Source organism: Mucilaginibacter endophyticus (assembly GCF_003351025.1).
In the GTDB taxonomy this organism is placed as follows: Bacteria; Bacteroidota; Bacteroidia; order Sphingobacteriales; family Sphingobacteriaceae; genus Mucilaginibacter; species Mucilaginibacter endophyticus.
In genome coordinates this window covers 133,814-154,792 of sequence record NZ_QPCG01000010.1, presented here as the reverse complement: position 1 = coordinate 154,792, position 20,979 = coordinate 133,814, and the positions used below count along the sequence as shown (strand labels likewise).

The following is a 20,979-nucleotide window of genomic DNA, read 5'->3' as shown; positions in this document are numbered from 1 at the left end:
ACCAAATCATTAAATAGTTTAAAAGGCAAAGTTATTAAAAAAGTACTCAAAATATTCCTGGGCCTGGTATTGTTCATTTTATTGACATTGAGCATACTTTTACTCACGTTTCAGTTTAAGCCGGTACAAACCTGGGCTGCCAAGAAAGCAGCGGCATACCTCGCCGGCGAGCTCCATACCAAAGTAGGCATCCAAAGTCTTTACCTCAGGCCATTTCGCTCGGTAGTAATTGAGGGGCTTTATATTTTAGATAAAAAACAGGATACTATTTTAAGCACGCCAAAGCTGGCCGTTGATATTGATGATTTTTACCTTTTCAGCAGTATAAAGCGCCGCACCATCAACTTTGCCAATATTGAATTGGATAATGGTTCCTTTTACCTCAAAAAACAAAAGGACAGCACTACCAATCTCCAGTTTGTTATAGATTATTTTAATTCTGGAGATACTACCAAAACGCCTGCGGGCAAACCCTGGACGCTCAATTTTGGCACCATCGCTATCAAGAATTTTCATTTCCGGTACAAAAATAGCTTGCGCGATACGGTAATAGCCGGCGTTAACTTTAATGACCTTGATGTTCAGCATTTCAGCACCGAGATACAGGGTATGGATTTAAAAAACCACCTGTTTAAAGGCAACATTAAAAGCCTGAGCCTGCATGAAAAAAGCGGTTTTACGGTAAAACATTTTGCTTCAGATGCTACCATTGATACCAACCAGATTATGCTGAAGCACCTGGCCATTCAAACGCCAAGATCGGATCTGAAAGATTATTTCTGGATGAAGTTTAAATCATTTGATGATTTTGATGATTTTGAGAATAAGGTGCACATGGATGCCAACTTTAAATCGTCGCGCATTTCATCATCTGATATCGCCTACTTTACCGGCGCGCTTAAAAAAGTAAGTTTTGATCTGGGTATAGATGGACAAGCTAAAGGTTATGTGAATAACCTCAAAGCCAAAAAAGTAACCATCACCGGCGGACAAGCAACCTTTGTTAAGGGAGATTTTAACCTGCATAATCTTACCGATTGGGATAACGCTTTCCTTGAATTGAAATTTGAACAGGTTGCGTCAAACAAAAAAGACCTTGATTACCTGATCAGCCATTTTTCGGGAACACCTACAGAGAAAGCCCCCGCTATCCTATCCAAATTTGGCAATTTTAATTTCACCGGCAGGTTCACCGGTTCACAAAATGACTTTGTGGCTTATGGCGTTTTTAAAACTGCTCTTGGTCGTTTTGATTCAGATATCAACCTTAAAATTGATAAAAACGACCGCCCAAGCTATAGCGGCAGGATTAATACCTATGCTTTTGATATGGGTACTTTGATTGATGAAAAAGACCTGGGCCGTACTACATTTTCATCAACCATTGAAGGCAGCGGCGATCAGCTTAAAAGTCTTACCGAAAAAGTGGATGCGAGGATAGCTTCAGTTACTTACTCTGGCTACACCTATAACAAGCTTACCCTTAAAGGTACTTTTATCAATAAACTGGCCAACGCCCACATTACCATTAACGACAGGAATGTAAAGCTTGACCTGAAAGGCAAAGTTGATCTTAAGCCCGCCTTGCCTACTTATGATCTTACTGCAGATATCAAAGATGCCAACCTGTACAAACTTGGCTTTACTAAAGATACTTTAACCATAACCACACTGCTTAAAACCCAGTTTAAAGGTGATGACCTGGCCAACCTGCAGGGCAATATCCTGTTTTCGCCTGCAAGAGTTGTTGATCCGCGGAATAACTATGTGGTTGATTCACTATACCTGTCTGCCGAAGGTTTTGGTAACAACCGTACTATCGCACTAAAATCTGACTTTGCCGATGGCAGTATTAAAGGAAAATATGATTTGGCTACCCTGCCGTCATACTTTAAAACCATCGTTAAAAAGTATATCCCGTCTATCAAAACAACTATAGTACCGCCTAAGCCGGAGGAGTTTGATTTTAGCCTTAACCTCAAAAACCTCGATCCGCTTACGGCAATATTCCTGCCTGATCTGAAAATTCCGGACCAGGGCACCTTTGTCGGGCAATTTAATTCGGAAAAGAAAACGGCTACCTTATCGGGATATATCAAAACGCTCAAATACGGCAAAACGGTTTTCCATGATTTCATTATCGACGAAAACACAACCGAAAGTATGCTTGGCCTCAACTTATCCCTGAGGCGGGTTGACCTTACCGATAGTCTTTTCATTAAGGATATCAACATTACCAACTTCCTGAAAAACGACAGCCTTAACTTTAACGTTAAGCTCTCCGATAAAAATGCTGTTAATCAGCTTGACCTTTACGGTTTGGTTGAATTTGGACGGGATACCACGGCCAAGCTGAAACTGCTTCCATCGGATGTGATACTGGAAAAAGAGAAATGGAAGATCCAGGAGCAGGTACGCATCCGCTTACTTGACGGTAAAACCCAGGTGTCGGGCTTCGAGCTTTCAAACGGTGCACAAAAAGTATTTATCGATGGTTTTATTTCCGATAACCCGGCCGATCAGTTAAAACTTAAGTTCCAGAAGTTTAACATGCGTACGTTTAACCAATTAACACGTACCTCCGGAGTAAATTTAAAGGGATATCTTAACGGGGATATCAACATGAGCTCGGTACTTAAATCGCCGGGGGTAGATTCGCACTTAACTGTCGACTCACTTACCATGAACAAAACACTGGTGGGTGATGTAAAACTGGTTGCAGCACTCGGCAACGACCGTAAACAGGCCGATGTTAATATGAATATTATAAACCGGGGGCTGGAAACCATGAATATTGGCGGTACCTATTCGTTTGGTAAAGAAACCGATGATAACCTTGATTTTGATATCAAGATGAACCAAACCGAAGCCATCATATTTGAACCATTTATCAAAGATCTGGTTTCGGATGTGAAAGGCCACGTTTCAACTGATCTGAAGCTTACGGGTAAACCGTCAAATCCTCAGCTTAATGGTACCGTTACCCTTGTTAATACCGGCCTTACTGTTAATTATTTGAAAACAGCCTATACCGTTAATAACAAACTTGATGTTAATAACAGTGTTATCACCCTCAAGGATATGGTGCTTAAGGATATTCATAAAGGTACCGGAACCGCCAATGGTACCGTGAACCTCAACAACCTGAATAACCCGGATATTAATGTAACACTCAAGGCTGATAACCTGATGGCCCTGAACACTACATTTAAAGATAACCACCTTTATTTTGGTACAGCCTATGGTACCGGCACGTTCAGCTTTAACGGCCCGGTTGATAACATGAAAATTGATATAACTGCCAGCACCAACGCCGGTACCATTTTCAATATCCCGCTTAACACCTCATCAACCGCCAGCGATTACGACTTTATTAAATTTGTAAGCCACAGCGATACTGCCAAAGTTGTACCTAAAACACGCGCGTTTAATGGTGTTACCCTAAACTTTGATTTAAGTGCCGACGAAAAAACTATCGTAAAAATTGCTACAGATTACGGCCAGTTGGAGGGTAGCGGTGTTGCCCGAAATTTAAAGCTGAATATTAACAGTCTTGGCGATTTTGAGATGTATGGTGACTTCCTGATATCGTCGGGTAAATTTGAGTTTACCGCCAAAAACTTTATCAGTAAAAACTTTACCGTAAGCCAGGGCGGTACCATCAGGTGGACAGGTAACCCGTCAAACGCGGAGATCAACCTTAAGGCCCTGTATGAGGTGCGTACCAGCAAAGCGCCACTTTACACAGCAGCGGGCCTGCAAACACCAACCTCCGGACAGCAGACCCTGGTACAGGCTGAACTTATTCTAACCAAATCGTTGTTACAACCCAATATTGACTTTGACTTTAACTTCCCTACCGATCCATCGGTTAAAGACGATCTGTCAACCTACCTTGCCGATGCCAACAACAGAAGTCAGCAGGCCATCAGTATTATTGTGCGCCGTAACTTTACATCAAACAGTAATAACTTAACAAACCAGGTGCTGGGCACCGCGGGTGAGGCCGTAAGCGAGTTTGCATTTAACAAACTAAACAGCCTGATATCGCAGTCAAACATCAAAAACTTCGATTTAAATATCCGTTCATTTAATGAGGCCAGCGCTTCGCTGCGTTTCTTTGATAGCCGCCTATCGTTCAACGGAAGCTTGTTTAGCAATAATGGATCAAACGATATTTTTAATAACAATAACAACAACCTCTTTAATCAACGCTTTAACAGTCTTACAAAAGACTTTGAAGCATTATACAAAATACGCCGTGACGGCAATTTAACGGCAAGGTATTCATACAGGGCCCTAAATAACGTAACGCTAAGCAGCCTTACCGACGTACTGGCACCGCAGTATGTAAATGGGTTTGGTTTGGTTTACCAACGTGACTTTGACACCTTTGGTGAGTTTATCCGCAACATATTCAGGCAGAGCCGTCGCAAAACCGCGCCGGTTAATCCAGCTCCCATACCTAATTCTACTACAACAACACCGGCCACAAAGCCCGATGAGGATGATGACCAGTAAAAAAGCTAAAGGCCGAAGGCCAAAAGCTGAAAGCTGTTGAAAAGCCGGAGGCTTAATGCTGAAAGCGTAAAGCTTCTAATACAAGAAAAAAACAAAGGCTTAAAGCGGAATGCTTTAAGCCTTTGTTTTTTTCTTGTATTAGCTTTAGGCTTTTAGCCTTGAGCTTTAAGCTTCAAAATTAATGATCGCGCATGATAGCGTGATCCATCCTGTCGCGTTTAGTGCGCAGGTAAGCTTCATTATGTGGGTTTGATGCTATCTCGATTGGTACGTTTTCAACCACTTCCAAACCGTAGCCGATAAGGCCGGCACGTTTTTTAGGGTTGTTGCTCATCAAACGCATTTTGGTAATACCCAGGCTACGCAGGATCTGTGCGCCGATACCATAATCGCGCTGATCCATTTTAAAGCCGAGCTTCAGGTTTGCATCAACAGTATCATAACCGTTTTCCTGCAAATGATAGGCCCTTAGTTTATTGATAAGACCAATTCCGCGGCCTTCCTGGTTCATATATACTATGGCGCCCTTACCTTCTTTGCTGATCATTTCCATAGCCTTATGCAACTGCGGACCGCAATCGCAACGGCATGAGCCGAAAATATCGCCGGTCATGCATGAGCTATGCACACGTACCAAAATAGGTTCGCCCGGTTCCCATGTACCTTTTACTAAGGCAAGGTGATTTTCGCCGGTATCAACCTGGGTATAGGCTATCATATCAAAATCGCCCCACTCGGTAGGCATTTTAACAGCCACTTCCCTCCTTACCATCGATTCATGTTCTAAACGATAAGCGATAAGGTCTTTAATGGATACTATTTTGAGATTAAATTCTTTAGCAATCTCCAACAGATCGGGCAGGCGGGCCATTTCGCCGTCTTCCTTCATAATTTCGCAGATGACTCCCGCAGGTTCAAAACCCGCTAATACGGCCAGGTCAACAGCTGCTTCGGTATGCCCTGTACGGCGCAATACACCGCCATCTTTTGCTATCAGCGGAAAAATATGCCCCGGGCGACCCAGATCTTCGGGCTTGGTAGCCGGATCGATAAGCGCCAAAGTAGTTTTAGACCTGTCACTTGCAGAGATCCCGGTAGTACAACCATGACCAAGCAAATCTACCGAAACCGTAAAGTTAGTTTCGTGCGATGTGGTATTGTGGCTCACCATCGGCATTAGGTCGAGCTCACGTGCCCGTTGCGCTGTAATAGGAGCACAAACCAGGCCGCGACCGTGACGAACCATGAAATTAATTGTTTCGGGGGTGGCATTACGGGCGGCCGTTAAAAAGTCGCCTTCGTTTTCACGATCTTCGTCATCAACTACGATAATTGTTTTACCGCCTTTGATCTCCTCGATCGCTTCTTGTATGGTGTTTAACATTATATACTTGCTTATTGGGGTGCGTTTAAACGCTTGTTTAATCTAAATCAAATTTAACGCATATTACCAAGACTTGGGTCGGCGTTGTGTAAAATGATATTGCTTCTATAATATGGCGTTTATTAATAATACCGTTAATGACTGCGGTGGGTTGCCTTAGGCTTAAATTTTGCTATAACACGGTTTACAAAACGTTTATAAATGTCCATATCAAATAAGGCTGAATCAGTAGCCGCTTTATATGACAGGAACAACCCTATAGGCAACAGCGTAATAATAGAGATCCACATGCCCAGGTACTTGTTGATATCCCCACCCTTAACTGATTTTTCGCCAATTGTAGTGATAATATAATAGATGAGGAAAAACACAACCGAAACTACTACCGGCAAGCCCAGGCCACCCTTCCGGATAATAGAACCCAACGGCGCGCCAATTAAGAAGAGCACCAAACACGCTACCGAAAGGTTATACTTTTTCTGGTATTCTACAAAATACCTGCGGATATTTTCCGAATCGCCTTTATACCTGTCGCTCCGGTTTTTGATCACATCTTTAATTGACCTGATTTCAGACGCGGCACTGCTAAGGCTCATCTGCTGCTCGGATAAAGTAAGGCCCTGAAAAACATCCTTTTTAGGATCAAACTCCTTATACTTTTTAATGACCTTTGATTGAGTTGGTATCGAATAGTATTTGATATATGGTGTCACCAGCTTATAATTCACCATCACATTACTATCAACAGAATGCTGCGACGAATCCAGGTAATGTGTCAGCTGTTTAACGTTCATCATTTGTGATGCCTGCTTAAACTCGCTCTCATTTGTCCGGGTAATCTTAAAAGTAGAAAGATCAAATTTGGTTTCTGTTTCTTTAAAACGCTGTCGCATCAGGCGCTGCCGGGTATTATAGGTAGCATTTTCCGGAGCCGATTCTTCGTACCTTACCCCATCCTTCAACCGTAATACCAGGTATTTATCGCCCATAGTACGGAACATGGAGCCCTCGCGGGCCAGCATCACGATATTGTTATTTTCCCCGTTCGGGCTTTTTTGATAGATCATGATATCGTACAAACGTTGCCCATCGGGATCTTTACGCTTAACACGAATGGTATAGCCCGGGAAACTGTTGCTGAATACACCCTCCGGCAGCAAATCGGCCGACTTTTGTTTCCGGGCATCATACAGCAGCGAAAAGTATTTCAGGTTCGCTACCGGCAGCATGTAATCCGAAAACAGGAACGCGGCAATACTGAGTATGGTAACCACAGTGATCATGGGGTACATGGCACGTTTTAACGAAATACCGGCAGCCTTGATAGCTACCAACTCATAATTTTCGCCAAGCGAGCCGTAGGTCATGATGGTTGAGAGCAGGATGGATAAGGGCAGCGCCATCTGAACGTTGGTGGCCGAATTATACATCATAAGCTCCAGTATGGTATACCAGGCAAAACCCTTGCCTATGAGGTCGTCAATGTATTTAAACAAAAACAACATCAGCAGCACAAACATCACTATGAAAAGTGTAACCAAAAAAGGCCTTATAAATGATTTAAGGAGTAAAAGGTGGATTTTCTTCATTAGTGCTATTTGCAATTAACAGGGGCAAAACCAGTTAGCCGCACAGTTAAACCCATTAACGTGCAAAACATAGTTAAGCGTACAAAATTAGCTAAAATAAAGTTTTTATCAGGCGCCTAATACACTTATAAGGTAATCGATAGAGTTATCCCAGATCAGCTTTCTTTCCGCAATGGCATCTTCGGCGGCAAAATCGGTAATGGCGAGCGCTACATCATTGGTAAGCTCATCCTGCAGTATTTCCATTTCAAAATAATACTGCGCATCATCATCAATCCATTTAAAACGTACAGATTTGTTTTCCTTAACAGAGCAAAGTTTGGCTTTTTGCGATTCATCATCCCATGTAAAAGTATAAACATGGTCACGAATATTAACCTCGTCGGCAAACCACTGAGACAAGCCGTTAGGCTCGCTTAAGAAGCTGAACAGGATACGCGGAGATGACTTTATCTCGTACTCAATGGTAAATTTTTTCTTTTCGGACATTCGGTTTACACTTAAAAAAGAGGAACAAAATTAAAATGTTTAACATTTTTTCTAAAGAAAACGAATTTCTGCTATATTTGCAAACCTTTTTAGGGACGGCCACTTGTTTTAAAGCAAAGCCACTCTTTTTACTAACCACAAAAAGAGTCACATACATAAAAACGGCGGGGTAGCTCAGATGGTTAGAGCGTAGGATTCATAACCCTAAGGTCGGCAGTTCGATCCTGCTCCCCGCTACCAAACAGGCGAAAGCGGCAAAATCCAGGTTTAATTCTGGTATGCCGCTTTTTTTATTGCTTATAAGTTGGTGAAAATAAGCAAGATACAAAAACAAAGAATTTATTCGGGGAGTTCGAACTTCTTCTCTTTTTTTACTAAAAGTTATACCCTCCGGAAATACCAAAGATTGGATTTGTTGCTTACCTATATAGTCGCTTAAAACCCACTTTTCAGCCATAATTGAGGCTATTTCAACCGAAATATCAATACAATTTCCAAGGTTCGAACTTTTTTTGGAGGCCTTCAAAAGTTTACTCTCTAATTCACCTTTTTCGGTCAGATATTTTTCCGAAAACTTTTTATATAACTCACTATCGATTTCCTCTTCAATGTAACGTTCTTCTAGCCTATCCATCTTTTTCTTTAATTCCTTGTACTGGTTAGATAATGAAACGTAAGCTTCTTCTTCTCCTACAAAAAGTTGATTAAAGGTCGCTACCGCCTGTTGGCGGATCAGTTTTAAAAAGTCATTGTCTAAGTTTAAGGTGAAATTATTAAGTAATTTATAAAAAGTCTCGTTTAATGAATTTGCATTCTTGTTGGTCTTACAGCCAACTGTTTTACATTTGTAATAGTGAATATTCTTTTTGCGCATTAAATACCCTGTCAAAGGCTTTCCACATTCCGCACATTTTGTAAAGCGTTTCAAAGGAATTGCATCATTTTCCTCCTTTAATGAGTACCCATGAGCATTTTGATCTAAGATTCCATTAACTTTTAAGAATGTAGCCTTTGATACCAATTTTTCCTGGTTGCCATCGACCACGCGACCCTCCAACATATTATGGGCCATCAGCCCGCAATAGAACGGATTCCTAAAGATTTCAGAAATTCTTTGATGGTTTAATTTAAGACCTTTTTCAATTAACTTTTGACGGATGGCTTCATTGGAAAGATTGTATTGTGCTTTCATCTCAAATGCCTGCCGTAAGAGCTTCCCCTTCTGATTAACGACTATCTTTCGAACTCCATTACTACGTACGATGTCAAATCCAAGCGGTGCGGCGGTAGGCCAGTCGCCACGGAGCAGCATTTCTTTTATACCTGCGGTACATTTCTGCTTTCTAAGTTGATTATCAAATTCGCCAAATAGGAATAGCATCTTCTGTTGCATTTGTCCTGACGCACTTGAAGTGTCAATTGGTTGTGTGACAGAAACTATTTCTATGCCTAATTTCCTCAATTCACCGCTTAACCAAATTGAGTTGTCATTTCTTGAAAAACGCTCTAAGCTGTATACCAAGATATAAGAGACCTTTTCTTTGGATTTTTTAACAAATGCCAGCATGGCGATGAACTCTTTTCGTTCGTCGTTTTCGGCACTTTCATATGTCCCGCCAAATTGGGCCAGCACTTTATATTTTAAACGTTCGGCGTATTGGTTACAACCTTTTAGCTGAGTACCCAAACTCAAATTATCAGCCTGTTCCCGGCTGCTTACTCTTGTATAGATCACACAGTTTGTACCACGTATCTTATCGGATTTTTTTGAACCTTTTGCAAAGGTATCGAATGGGGAAATTTCAATCATAAGTGAACGCTTAAAACGCTTGTATAGTTTAAATTTCGCCATTTTCAGGCTTTTTTCCAAGGTTTTTTTGGGAAATTTCGGTGTATCTGAAGGCGATTTCGGTGAGGGTTTTTATAGTGATCAGAAAGTCTGCAATTTGGTTTTCGGGGAGTTTGGCGAATGCAGGGTGGCGCTTTATTTCTTCTACGGTAAGATCTGTCTTACGTAAAATATCTAAGTCCTGAAATTTATTCACCTGTCTTTAGTTTGATAAGATGTACTTGTTAAGACGGCGTCTTAAACTAGAGAATGGAATATAGCTGATAAAAAACAAGTCCCTAAACGCTTGCCGCCGGGACTTTTATCAAACCTTGATCATCATGCGGATGTGTTTTACGAGATAGAAAATGCGGAGTCCATATTTTCCTGTTCTCTTCTGGGTAACTTATATTTCGTGGCAATTTTTGGCCATTGAGCAACGGCATTTTTGATCTGTTCAAGCATCACTTTTGCATCTTCAAGCTTTAAGCGAAAGTGTACGGCGACAGACAAGGCCAGCTCAGGGTCAAGCGAGTTATCGTTTTCGGAAATATTCAGCGTTAGGCCTCTGCCTTGTGGATTTGCGTTCATATCATACGCCGGAGATAGTTCCCAGCCATTATCCCGCAATAAAAATCCGTGATTTCTTAGATGGTCATCCGTGTTTTTAACCAGGATGTTGAACACTACTCGTTTCCATAATTCTTTTAGGTTCTCTTTGACATTTGATCCGTTCCGAATGATAAATTCTACCATATCGAGATAGCTGGACCCGCTGTGAAAATCTGCACCATCCTGCTGCCCCAGCAAGGTCATTGCCGAAGCGAAATGGACTCTCCTATTTCCCCCTACGCGGTCAAAGCGGCTGGTCAAAAAGGTGCGGTGCTTTCCGGAAAATTGCTGCAGCTGTGCCGGTGAAACCTTGATTCCTGCAATTAATGCCAGTTCAAGAACTACCATTTCCCAGGCACCCATATCATATTCATCATTGGCACTCGGAAATTTAGCCATCCATAAATTACCTTCAGGATCAGTGACACTAGCTTTTGGCCTCGCCCCGCCTAGTGATGAACCGGGAGCAATCAGCATATTTAACCAACGCAATTCTTCTGTAGCGCTCATATCCTCGGTTTCCAGCCTTAAGCTGGCATATTCCAGGTCGCGTAAAGCAATCCAGGGAGGAGCAGCCAATTCGGCTACATGGCTGAGAAATTCACCATCTGCGGTAGTTTTGAACCGCAAACCGCCCATGCGTGTTCCATCGAAAACACCCAACAAAAAATCAGACTCATTTAAGGAGACCGGTTTTCGTTCCTCCTGCCTGGCAGTAATGGCTTCCCTTCTTTTCATCAGCATTCTGCCCCAGCGGTCGGGCGAGGAATCAAGGAACATGCCGAAATTAGGCTTATCATCGTTCAGGTATTGCGGCCCGGCGTATAATTGCAGATCCGGGTCAAGCAATTGCGCCTGCGGGGATTGTAACCAGGATGGGCTATATTCAAATGAAAATATCTCGTTTCCCCTGCTAATATCGGCAGTCAATGTACCAAACTCCGCAATTTCCGGCAGACCGTCCCAATCTGCATATACTAAAATCCTTCTGGCCATAATCTATTTTTTCGGAGCTCTTTCTTTTACCAATAAACCCGCATCCTGTAACTTTCGGCCCAATTCATCATCAGCGCCCAATTTTAAAAAATCTTTTTCGAGCCCCATCACGAATAATACCTGGAAATATGCCCCCATAGCTACCGTTGGCGTACCCTTTTCAATCTGCCATAATGTAGCGCGGCTAATTCCTGCGCGTTGCGAAATCTGGGTCGTACTCAACTTTCTGCGCAGCCGCGCAAGTTTGATATTTTCCCCCAAATCGTTAAGAACCTTCTGCGCTTTGGGCAGCAATACTAGTTGATTCTTCATAATGTCATATATAATAAACAAAATTAATTAAATTGTTTAATATATAAAACACAATAAGGAAGGTTAAATAATTAGGTGAAGGGTTTTCTTTCGATACAATTACACCATAAACAAACCCAGCGGGCAATGCCTTGCCAGAGAAAATTCCTCCGCCAGCAATCTGATATTAATGCCCTGTAGTAGAAAAAGTAATGCCGATTTGAGCATGATGTCCCAAGGGAGCCCATCCTGCCGGTAACATCCGGCAAGTATGCGTAGTACTCCTTCTTAGTTTTTGCTGGATCTCAGCAAACAGACTGCGGATCATTCCAGCTTTCCTCCGCTACGGTGAATACGGCGCTTTCGGTACGCCAGTCCATATATCGTAGATCGGAGAAACAAAATACCCGCTGCGATAACGGCGGGTAAGTTAATTTTCTTTTCAGCGTGCTGACTTACGCAGCTGATGACGCATATAGTCGCGGAACTGGCGTTCCATGTCGCGACGCTCATCATTTTTTTTCATACGGCGATAAAGCCCCCACAGAAACAGCGCCCAAACACCAAAGCCAACGGCATACAGCATCATGGGCGTTTTAGAATACAAGGCGCCCATAAATGCGCCCGTAGAAATAAAACAGGTGAATACCAAATAAACAAACGTTTTCATTACAGTAAAATGATCAGATTTCTTACTAAGCAACCTCGGGCAAATTGATTAATGCCTTCATGTTTTATACCTAAAGATAATCAATTCGTAGTTATTTGGAAAGAAATAACTGCAAAGGTTTATCGACGTCGTAAACTTTATTGTTCAGCCGGGCTTGCTGCACATACCCTCGCAGCGTATCCAGGAGGTCAGATGCCGGTATACCGCGCAGCCAGATAATAGGATTTTCCGGGTCAGTACTTTTCAGCTTGACATTCATTAAATAGAAGAGCTGCAACAAGAACGGTTGCGTTAAAACGTAATCCTTCATACGGTATAATGCTACCTGGTCGGTGCGTTTAAAAAAAACACCGCGCCTGATGCAGATGGTTTCCGGGGAAACGGTGTAACAAACGCTCCGGAGAAAGCAAAAGCGATACAGGCCGTATACGGCGGACGATAAACTGATCCAGACCAGTTCCGGCCAACAGCGCCAGGCCAGCAATAAAAAGCCCAGACTGGCCAGGATAAAAGTGAGGAGATGCATAAAGGCAAAAACTGCCGCAGGGCGGATCGTGATCAGCTGCTGCTCATCAAGAATAAGTGATTCCATAAAAATTTGAGAATAAGTCAGATCATAGACCGGCTTCCGCCTTCAGCTCATCAAAAAAAGTAAAATAGACTTTGGGTTTATCGGTGGCCACGCCAAACCGGACACCCGCCGCCCGTTCAAAAGCCGACAGGCTGAATTGTTCCTGGCTGAAGATATAATTACGGTTACGAAAATGAACTGCCAGTTGCTCGCTTTCGTTAAAATGAACTGATAAGGGTGTGTCATTGATGGCGGCAGCAAGCTTCAGGTCAGCTATTCGCCCCAGCAGATCCCGCCCGAACAAAAGCCGGAATTGCTTACCCGCCAAATGGGACCTGATCCATAAAAGCTGCGCCTCACTCATACCCGCCCCTAAACTCAAGAACAACAAATTTTCGGTCAGTGGAAAGCACACCGCCTTTTTGTTCAGCCAGGAAAGGGCGTCAAGTGCTGAACCGGATAAGATGACCAATCGGACTTGCGCATAAGCTAAATTACCGGCAAGCCAAAAGCTATCAGTCACCGGTATCCTGTGAAAAGCAAAACCAAAATGTTCCGCTTCTTCACCATATGAAAAGACCAGGTTACCGTCATCATCAGAACTATAAAACAGCCGGAAGAAACGCTGTACTTCCGGCCTGATACTTAAACGGGTCAGATAAGGGTGCATCAGCGGCTGATCGTTTCGGAAATATCCTCTTCCGCATCATTTTCCGGCATCACACCTCGTACCGCCTGCTTAAGTTCCGATTGGGACATCTTTTCAACTGCCTTATGAAAGTTCCTGCCTGGCTCCTGATGCTGCTCCTTATTAAACAAGGCATTGAGGCCTTTAAACAGCAGATAGGAAACGCCGCCATCGCTCAGTACCGAAGCGATCAGCGCCAGGCGGTCGGCACGGATGGCCCGCTTGTCTTTAGCGGAATACTGGATTGTTGTACCGTCCTGAGTTTCCACCTCCCTGCCCTTGCGGTAATCTTTCTTTTGCTGCGGGGTTAGCGGTATGCCATTAATTTCTTCCGGCGGATTTATCTTACCGGTTTCCACGGTGACAAATTCGTTTGTTTCCTTATCAAATTCCACCAAAACCTCGCGCTTATTACCGTCATCGCCGGTGATCGTTTTAACTAAGTTGAGCGTGTCCCCTTTTTCCAGGCTCTCTATTTCAGTATCAGTCAGGTATTCCGGCGCTTCGGCAAATTTATAGATCGGGTGCGCCAATAGCTCGACGCCGCCGTTCTCATTGCGGCGAAGCGACAACTTTGCGTCCAATGCAGGAATGCGCAGACCCTGTTGTTCCAGGTTTTCGAGGCGAAGCATATCCGTTCGCCGCCCCGCCAGCAAAGCCGCCAGGTCGTCATCGTCAATATGCAGGACGTTCCAATCGGCCAGCCCTAATTGCTGAAGTTGCTCCATCGGGAGCTCTTCCTGTTTAAATTGTTGTCTGAGCATAATCTATCGTTCAATCTCGTATTGTTCATTCTCAAATTTATCAACGCCCTCCGACTCCTGATAAGCAGTTTCCGTGGCAGAAACACCACGGCTGGCCGTTAGCTCCTGGGAGTTATTCCGGGCGTCCAGCAAAAAGCCGAACAGCTCATCTTTGGCGCTCATTTTAAACTTGCGTTCGCTGCCTAAGTCCTGCATCTGGTAAACGTTGTTCTTCTGTGCCTTGATCACCTTAAACTCGGTACCGTTATGGGATATGATTTCACCTTCGTTGAGTTTGGTAGGATCGATCTTCGGCGTATCGACCCCGGAGCCGGCAATCAATCCGCCTTTATGCTCCTGTCCGTCCTCCACACTTTGGCCGGTCTCGCGTTTTTCCCCAATCTGCTGCTCGAAACCCATGATATGATCAACGATCTCCTGCGCGTCCGACGCAGCATTAAACAATTCGGAAGGATCGTCCTTCAGGATCGCTGACCAGCTTTCAACGTAACCGACATGTTCATTCAGGTCATAAGGCAAATTCAGTTCCTTGCTTAAAAACAGCGAAGCTAAATTCGTGCGCAATTCCTCCCTGATCATGTTGCCCGGGTTGTTGCCAACCTGCGGACGGTCGAATGCTTCCTGTGAAATCACGCGGTGCGCCAACAAATGCAGAGCCCCGGCATAATATTGTTCCGGACTGTCAAACTGTTCCGTTTCGGGAATGACGATCGCGTCTAACTGGCGGTCATAGAACATATCATCACCGCCCTGTTCGATCACCACCTTGCTGTTGTCCAGGATGGCCTGCGCTCGTTCTGCGGGAGAAAGTACATTCGGTTCTTTTGCCCATTTTTCGAGCTTACGCATTTGTTCACCGTTGAATAGCCAGGCATCTACTTGTTTGGGTTCATCTAACCTGACCCGTTCGGTACGCTGCTTCCCGTTCTCTTTTAGAACCGGCTTGCCTTCGTTATCCACCATTTTTTGGAATTCGTAACTAGACATGAACTGGATCAGCGTACCTGTCGTTCCTTTATTCACTGCGGTACGGTTACGGTTAGCCTGGTTGGAGGTGCCCCAGCGCGGATCATCCCGCTTCTGCATGAGCAAAATCAGAGCTGAAGGCCCGGCATAACGGCGGCCACTTTCAATATTGAACGGCAACGCTGAGTTTAGACTGTTGTTTGGCTGTTGAAAGATGGAAGTTCCGGCTTTCAGGTCCGCGATCATTTTTCCTGTGATCTGTTCGGACAGGGGTTTAAAAGGTGTACTCATTTTTATTTTGATTATGGAACAATTTTATTCTTTGAGTGAGGCGCCGATGGCATGACCGGCAATATGATTGCCGGCAAGAGCGATATTAGTGAGTCGGCATTAAATGCTGGTTTACGCGGGAAATGCTATTGGATTTATTACCAAATGGAAGCAGTAACCGGACAGCATATCCGGGCAATGACCGGAAGGGAATAACCGTCGGTTAACGGGCGAGATCCCGGAAAAAAGTCAAAGGATTAACTGGTTTTTGCTGATACCTGACGCTGAAATGTAAATGCTCGCCGGTTGCGTGGCCGGATGATCCGGTAAGCCCTAACGGCCGGCATGCAGCCACCGAATCTCCGACCTGGACGAAGACCTCTGATAAATGACCATACAGGAAATTAAAGTCGCCCGATGCCAGCCGGATATGCTCACCGGTAACTGCATCATAACCGGCAAAGGTGATGCGGCCCGGTAATACGGCAAACACGGTATCCTGATGTGCACGCAGGTCAATACCTGCATGAAAGCGATATCGACCGGTCAGGGGATGCAAACGGCAACCATATGCGGAGGTCAGCTCCAGGTGCCGCAACGGCGGGCAAAAAGCGAATATTAAAAGCAATTTATTCATAACCGCGCCTCATAAATCCCGGCTGACGTTTCAGCAGATACCTCGCTGATCGACTGCCCGGCGGCACTGTTTTTAGCCGATAATAAGGAGTGGTACAAACCGTCCTGTGGCTGAATTTTGATCTTTGCGCCCGTCTCATCGTCCCGCACGTATCGCGTTTTATTTACCGGCCCCGGCAACACTTCGTAAATGGTGTTATTGTAAGCAATTCTGTCGCCAGGTTCAAGCTGGCCCGTTTCGTTCCGGGCCGATTCCACGGAAATTTCTCGTTTTCTCTCAAATTCCAGCAAGAAGTCCGCAATGCGCTGCGCATCTCCTGAGGCCCTGAATAATTCGGCAGGATCATCCTGCAGTACTTTTATCCAGCTCTCGACATAAGCTGCATGTTGACCGAAGGTATGGCCAATATTCAATTCGCTGCCCATCATGAGGGAGGCGATCTCGGCGCGCAATTCCTCCCTGGCATAATCCGGACTGCCATACCTGTTGCTCAAATCCCGGTTAAGCCGTGTTTCGTGGCCGCTCCTTAAATACAGGCGGATCAAAAATGACCTGAAGCTTTTTATTCAAAACCAATCCGATTTAAATATTGGTGAAAATCTATTTCCAAAACTGGTCGAGGCATTGGCAATTATCAGTTCAAAAAGCTTCGAATGGAACGCTACCCGCAGATTAATATTATTGGCAGATCTAATCCACATGCAGGTAAACCGGATGTTTAAGACCATGCAACGGCAGCATGAGGCACTTATCTGTCATTGTTTATTTAAATATTGCAGGGAGCATAACGCCAGGCAGAAGGATATTTAGTTATCCTTCTTTCGTTTGCTAATCAATATTGATGGCGAGATCCTGTTGATAAAATCCTCCCGGTAAACGTTACCTAAAGGGACCTTGTTATCGTTTACAAGCTTAATTTCGGAATGATCAACGGATTTAACTTTATCCAGGGCCACAATGAAAGAGCGATGAACCTTAAAAAACTCACCTTCAGGCAACTTCTCAAATAACTCAGAAAGCGTCAGATAGGCAGTGATTTTCTCTTTGAAAAGATGTATATCTACATAGTGTTCCGCCGCTTCGATATATAAGATCTCGGACAGGACAACTTTAACATATTTTCCTTTTAAACTTCCTTTAATAAAGAAAAACCCGCTTTCTTTCGGTTCCGCTCCCTTCTCGGAAGGCACCTGAAGAAGTTTATTTACTGCTTTAAGAAACCTAGGGTATGAAATAGGTTTAACGATATAATCTGTTGCGCTCAGCTCAAATGCTTCCGGCCCATATTGCCTAAAGGAAGTAATAAAGATGATCTTCGTTCTTTCTCTAATCAAAAAGGCAAGTTCGATACCATTGATGCCAGGCATATCGACATCGAGGAAAGCAATGTCTGGGGGCACCGCACCTTGAAATACGGGGAGCGCATTAAGCGGATCATTTGTACTCCCTAATAAATTCAAACCGGGGGTGCATTTAATAAATTCTGACAGGACCTCGATTGCATGTGGTTCGTCGTCGACTATATAGGCGGTCAGGCTCATAGGTCAATTTTTAGTTGCACGGAGAAGATCTCTCCAGAATCAACGATCTGCAGGTCGTAATTTTCTCCATAAGTGTAATCCAATCTGATTCTGCAATTCTCGATACCGTTGCTGCGTAATCGCTGATAAGGAGGCACAGGGCGTTTGTAATTTTCTGTCTCAAATGTTAAGCTGCCATCGTCAGTTATAATAAGCGATATTATCGCTGGTTTCTTACTCAAATCACCATGTTTGAAAATATTTTCGGTAAGCGTCGATATAATAAGAGGGATAATTCGATGCCCCTGAGGGCTCCCGGTTATTTTAAAACGGACATCTAAATTGCCACCAAAACGATAGCGGTTGATCCTGACTAGATTTTCTATTTGTTGAATTTCTAAGATCAAATCAATTTTCCCCTCGTTGTCGGGTGGCTCCAGGCTAAAACGAAAAATATCCGATAGCAAAATAATGCTCTCTGCAGCCTCCTCGGACACCTTAAATACACTAGCATGAATGAAGGATAAGGAATTCAGAAGCAAATGTGGGCTTATTTGTTGCTGAAGAAAGGCGCTTCTTGCACCAGCCAACTTCGCTTCCAATTTGGCATTGTCCCTTGCGGCGGCCACCCTTTTTAATTCGGAAAAAATAGCTCTTTCTCTGAACTTGCCAACATTCCGCAACGACCAATATAGAGATCCAAAGGCAACGAAGTATAGATTTCTGAGCAAATCAAGTATCCCCATGGATTTCAGTATTGTCAATTTTGAAGCTGGGGATAAGTTAAAGTCCGTAGTTAAATAATCGATATTTAATTTGACTACAAGAAAAAATACAATTACCACGCATGTGAGAAAAACCAATTTGTAATACTTGGGATATTTTCCGCCTAAAGTAGAGTTAAGTATTCCGGCTTGAGTATAAAATATTATTATGTTACATGAGTAATACATTAAGTAATTACGTAAAAAAGAAAGTGTATGCACACTTAAAAATGCTCCATATACCTCATATGCAATTAAAGCCGTCCAACATAACAAGTGATTGCTAAGTATTTTGACCGTTATTTTAACATTTCTTAAATCAAGCATTGTGTATTTCTTCGTTCGTGTATCAAAAAAGCACTTTCATGAAAATTATTTTGCTATCTATTATTATTAGTATAATATAGTAAAAAAAAGATTATGAATCATAAAAACAAATTATTACCAGCAAAAAAAGTAACAACTCGTTATCATTTTAAAACTTGGAGTTTCCTTCCGACAGAAACGACCACAACCTCACAGGGTGATCCTACTAATACTTGTACTACTATTACGACCACTACCCACTATGCGCCAGAGTATTGAGGTTAAAGAAAGCACTCAAGATTGCTAAATATCGATTGAGGGAATAATGTACTTTATAAGTATCACACAAGTTAAATATTAAAATGGACAGGGCATTATGCACACTTCAGGATCTGATCAGGCAAACTGCTGCAAATAGTATTGACATAAATTCCTCTCTCATTAATTTTGATCTTTTAGCTGACGAAGCCCGGAGTGCCTGGGCTTCGATGCTTTTTTCGAATACAAGCAACCAGTCCATAACGCGATATGCCAGTTACTATATGAGAGAGCTCGATAAATGCCTGATCTCATTAAGTTCTATTATGACTATTAACAGCGACACGACTTGCTTTGACTTTACAAACCCGACTGCGGTAGTTGAAAAGTTTTTTTTTATACTCAACTCCTTTTTAGAGGATTTTGCAGACTTTGTCGGCGAAACACCAGCTTGCCCACAATCTTATCATTTTTATGTTTGTACATCTATCAGGTCAGAATGCCACTCAATTGAAAGATGGCTGAGTAAAATTTCTGTCAATAAGATTATAGGAGACATGATAACATCCTACCTGTTAAGGATGAACGACTTTGCGAACTACCGCTTCCAATATGCCGAGATTGCATACTATCAAAAGTTCGTGCGGGAGCTAAAATTCTGGTCACTTATAAATATGGAAGGTGACTGTACGCAGGTATTAATCGAAAAGCTGATCGAGCTTAATTTCAATCACCTGGATCTTTTCAATTTCCGACAGCAGCAGATAAGAGCGAAATTTGAAAGATTAAACCCGCGATCGGCTATTTCAGTTGTCCGTCAGGAACTTTTAAAAATACCATACCAGGAAAAACGCAATACTTTAAGACTTGACAATCGTTGGTCACCAACAGGCGAGATGCTTTGCAACTGGCTTACCGGAGAATTAAATTCTTTCGAGACGCAATTGGATGCCGATTCAAAGATTTCTCAGAATTTACAAAAACTACCTTTTCAGCTCTCCGTTGCCCACCTTGCCTGTCTGATCAGGTTATTTGCCAAAGAACATATTTTCGGCGAAATTACACTCACGGAAATATTCAACTTTTTTGGACGGAATTGTTCGTCAAAGCGCCAAAGTGTAATATCGGCGGGAGGCATTAGTAAAGAATTTTACAGCATGAGCCAAGTCGTCGCAGCAGAAATGCGGGATATCCTGCAGCGAATGATTAATAGGATTAATCGCGACTATTTCCCGGTAGTGGTTGTAATGCTTCTAACAATTGGTGTTTGCTAAGAAACTCAATCAATTCTCCTAGCCAGTTATAATTAAACCCTCTCTTTTTTAAGAGCACTTCCGGCTCAATCTCGGTCACTGCTTTTAAGGTTTCAAATCCCATTATTGAACATTGCTTTCTAAACTCAGTGCTGACATCCAGCTTTGAGATAGGTATCGTTAATATTTCCCCGTTTCTTGCATCCATAGGTTTAGCCGGTTTGATTGCTGTTTACTTGCGTTTAAGTTAAGTAAATATAATTAAAATCACCGATATATCGGTAGTTGCAAGGTGATTATATAGCGGAATTTAGCTATGTGAGGGAACGCAACAAGGAGACGATGAGCGAAACGATCGCTGACTGGCTGAGAGAGGAGCGAAAGAAAAGCCACCTCACCCAGCTGGAGCTTGCTGCGATTTCCGAAATCGGCCTTTCCCAAATAGGTGCAATTGAAAGAGGGGAAGGCAATCCGACCATGTCAACGATGATCGCTTTGAGCACAGCAATGAAAGCGTCCCACGAAAAAATTATCCGTCTCATGTTTCCGCATTTATTTGAAGCCGACGAATTTAAAAATATTGGCTAGATCCGATGGCTACC

The 20,979-nt window shown here is 43.2% G+C and carries 20 protein-coding genes and 1 tRNA gene; 5 read left to right on the top strand and 16 right to left on the bottom strand.

Features of this window, described 5'->3' with window-relative positions; all coding sequences use genetic code 11:
• Window positions 1–87: 87 nt before the first annotated feature.
• The gene (locus DUL71_RS28890) at window positions 88–4,521 is read left to right on the top strand and encodes a translocation/assembly module TamB domain-containing protein (RefSeq protein ID WP_114941287.1); all 4,434 of its coding nucleotides are present in this window, start codon (window positions 88–90) and stop codon (window positions 4,519–4,521) included.
• Window positions 4,522–4,699: 178 nt separating this feature from the next.
• Here DUL71_RS28890 and DUL71_RS28885 read toward each other — a convergent pair whose 3' ends face one another.
• From DUL71_RS28885 to DUL71_RS28875, 3 genes are all read right to left on the bottom strand, one after another.
• Window positions 4,700–5,905, bottom strand: a complete 1,206-nt coding sequence (locus DUL71_RS28885; RefSeq protein WP_114941286.1) for a bifunctional 3,4-dihydroxy-2-butanone-4-phosphate synthase/GTP cyclohydrolase II — start codon at window positions 5,903–5,905, stop codon at window positions 4,700–4,702.
• Window positions 5,906–6,039: 134 nt separating this feature from the next.
• On the bottom strand, window positions 6,040–7,494 hold the full coding sequence (locus tag DUL71_RS28880) for an LptF/LptG family permease (RefSeq protein ID WP_114941285.1): 1,455 nt from the start codon (window positions 7,492–7,494) through the stop codon (window positions 6,040–6,042).
• Between the two features lie 108 nt (window positions 7,495–7,602).
• Window positions 7,603–7,983, bottom strand: coding sequence for an START-like domain-containing protein (locus tag DUL71_RS28875; protein ID WP_112575589.1), 381 nt, complete (start codon window positions 7,981–7,983; stop codon window positions 7,603–7,605).
• A 163-nt stretch (window positions 7,984–8,146) separates the two neighbouring features.
• Between DUL71_RS28875 and DUL71_RS28870 the strand changes: the two genes are divergently transcribed.
• A tRNA-Met gene (locus DUL71_RS28870) sits at window positions 8,147–8,223 on the top strand.
• On the opposite strand, the gene DUL71_RS32815 is transcribed toward DUL71_RS28870, so the two are convergent.
• From DUL71_RS32815 to DUL71_RS28815, 11 genes are all read right to left on the bottom strand, one after another.
• The gene (locus DUL71_RS32815; protein WP_425270987.1) at window positions 8,180–9,793 is read right to left on the bottom strand and encodes a recombinase family protein; all 1,614 of its coding nucleotides are present in this window, start codon (window positions 9,791–9,793) and stop codon (window positions 8,180–8,182) included. The two genes, DUL71_RS28870 and DUL71_RS32815, sit on opposite strands and share 44 nt — an antisense overlap.
• A gap of 28 nt (window positions 9,794–9,821) precedes the next feature.
• Window positions 9,822–10,028 carry a hypothetical protein gene (locus tag DUL71_RS28860; RefSeq protein WP_114941284.1) on the bottom strand — a complete coding sequence of 69 codons (207 nt, stop codon included), beginning with the start codon at window positions 10,026–10,028 and terminating at the stop codon, window positions 9,822–9,824.
• A gap of 137 nt (window positions 10,029–10,165) precedes the next feature.
• Window positions 10,166–11,419, bottom strand: a complete 1,254-nt coding sequence (locus DUL71_RS28855) for a type II toxin-antitoxin system HipA family toxin (RefSeq protein ID WP_114941283.1) — start codon at window positions 11,417–11,419, stop codon at window positions 10,166–10,168.
• A gap of 3 nt (window positions 11,420–11,422) precedes the next feature.
• Window positions 11,423–11,731, bottom strand: a complete 309-nt coding sequence (locus DUL71_RS28850) for a helix-turn-helix domain-containing protein (RefSeq protein ID WP_208645679.1) — start codon at window positions 11,729–11,731, stop codon at window positions 11,423–11,425.
• 421 nt (window positions 11,732–12,152) lie between these two features.
• Window positions 12,153–12,380 carry a hypothetical protein gene (locus tag DUL71_RS28845; protein WP_114941282.1) on the bottom strand — a complete coding sequence of 76 codons (228 nt, stop codon included), beginning with the start codon at window positions 12,378–12,380 and terminating at the stop codon, window positions 12,153–12,155.
• Between the two features lie 91 nt (window positions 12,381–12,471).
• Window positions 12,472–12,972, bottom strand: coding sequence for a PH domain-containing protein (locus DUL71_RS28840; RefSeq protein ID WP_114941281.1), 501 nt, complete (start codon window positions 12,970–12,972; stop codon window positions 12,472–12,474).
• Between the two features lie 22 nt (window positions 12,973–12,994).
• Window positions 12,995–13,621: a hypothetical protein gene (locus DUL71_RS28835; protein ID WP_114941280.1), complete on the bottom strand. Its 627-nt coding sequence runs from the start codon at window positions 13,619–13,621 to the stop codon at window positions 12,995–12,997.
• Complete coding sequence (locus tag DUL71_RS28830; protein ID WP_114941279.1) at window positions 13,621–14,403, bottom strand: DUF4099 domain-containing protein; 783 nt, start codon at window positions 14,401–14,403, stop codon at window positions 13,621–13,623. The genes DUL71_RS28835 and DUL71_RS28830 overlap by 1 nt, the downstream gene beginning before the upstream one ends.
• Before the next feature lie 3 nt (window positions 14,404–14,406).
• Window positions 14,407–15,660, bottom strand: a complete 1,254-nt coding sequence (locus tag DUL71_RS28825; protein WP_114941278.1) for a zincin-like metallopeptidase domain-containing protein — start codon at window positions 15,658–15,660, stop codon at window positions 14,407–14,409.
• A gap of 202 nt (window positions 15,661–15,862) precedes the next feature.
• On the bottom strand, window positions 15,863–16,276 hold the full coding sequence (locus DUL71_RS28820; protein ID WP_114941277.1) for a M23 family metallopeptidase: 414 nt from the start codon (window positions 16,274–16,276) through the stop codon (window positions 15,863–15,865).
• Window positions 16,273–16,821: a zincin-like metallopeptidase domain-containing protein gene (locus DUL71_RS28815; RefSeq protein ID WP_114941276.1), complete on the bottom strand. Its 549-nt coding sequence runs from the start codon at window positions 16,819–16,821 to the stop codon at window positions 16,273–16,275. The genes DUL71_RS28820 and DUL71_RS28815 overlap by 4 nt, the downstream gene beginning before the upstream one ends.
• Between DUL71_RS28815 and DUL71_RS32810 the strand changes: the two genes are divergently transcribed.
• Window positions 16,763–17,086, top strand: a complete 324-nt coding sequence (locus DUL71_RS32810; RefSeq protein ID WP_425270985.1) for a lantibiotic dehydratase C-terminal domain-containing protein — start codon at window positions 16,763–16,765, stop codon at window positions 17,084–17,086. The genes DUL71_RS28815 and DUL71_RS32810 overlap by 59 nt on opposite strands.
• On the opposite strand, the gene DUL71_RS28810 is transcribed toward DUL71_RS32810, so the two are convergent.
• Window positions 17,083–17,817 carry a LytR/AlgR family response regulator transcription factor gene (locus DUL71_RS28810; protein ID WP_114941275.1) on the bottom strand — a complete coding sequence of 245 codons (735 nt, stop codon included), beginning with the start codon at window positions 17,815–17,817 and terminating at the stop codon, window positions 17,083–17,085. The genes DUL71_RS32810 and DUL71_RS28810 overlap by 4 nt on opposite strands.
• A complete protein-coding gene (locus DUL71_RS28805) occupies window positions 17,814–18,887 on the bottom strand; it encodes a sensor histidine kinase (protein ID WP_114941274.1) in 1,074 nt (357 codons plus the stop codon). The genes DUL71_RS28810 and DUL71_RS28805 overlap by 4 nt, the downstream gene beginning before the upstream one ends.
• A 341-nt stretch (window positions 18,888–19,228) precedes the next feature.
• Between DUL71_RS28805 and DUL71_RS28800 the strand changes: the two genes are divergently transcribed.
• Window positions 19,229–20,398 (top strand): hypothetical protein, encoded by a 1,170-nt coding sequence (locus DUL71_RS28800; RefSeq protein WP_114941273.1) that lies wholly within the window; start codon window positions 19,229–19,231, stop codon window positions 20,396–20,398.
• Between the two features lie 321 nt (window positions 20,399–20,719).
• Complete coding sequence (locus tag DUL71_RS28795) at window positions 20,720–20,965, top strand: helix-turn-helix transcriptional regulator (protein ID WP_154402505.1); 246 nt, start codon at window positions 20,720–20,722, stop codon at window positions 20,963–20,965.
• The last annotated feature ends 14 nt before the right edge of the window (window positions 20,966–20,979 follow it).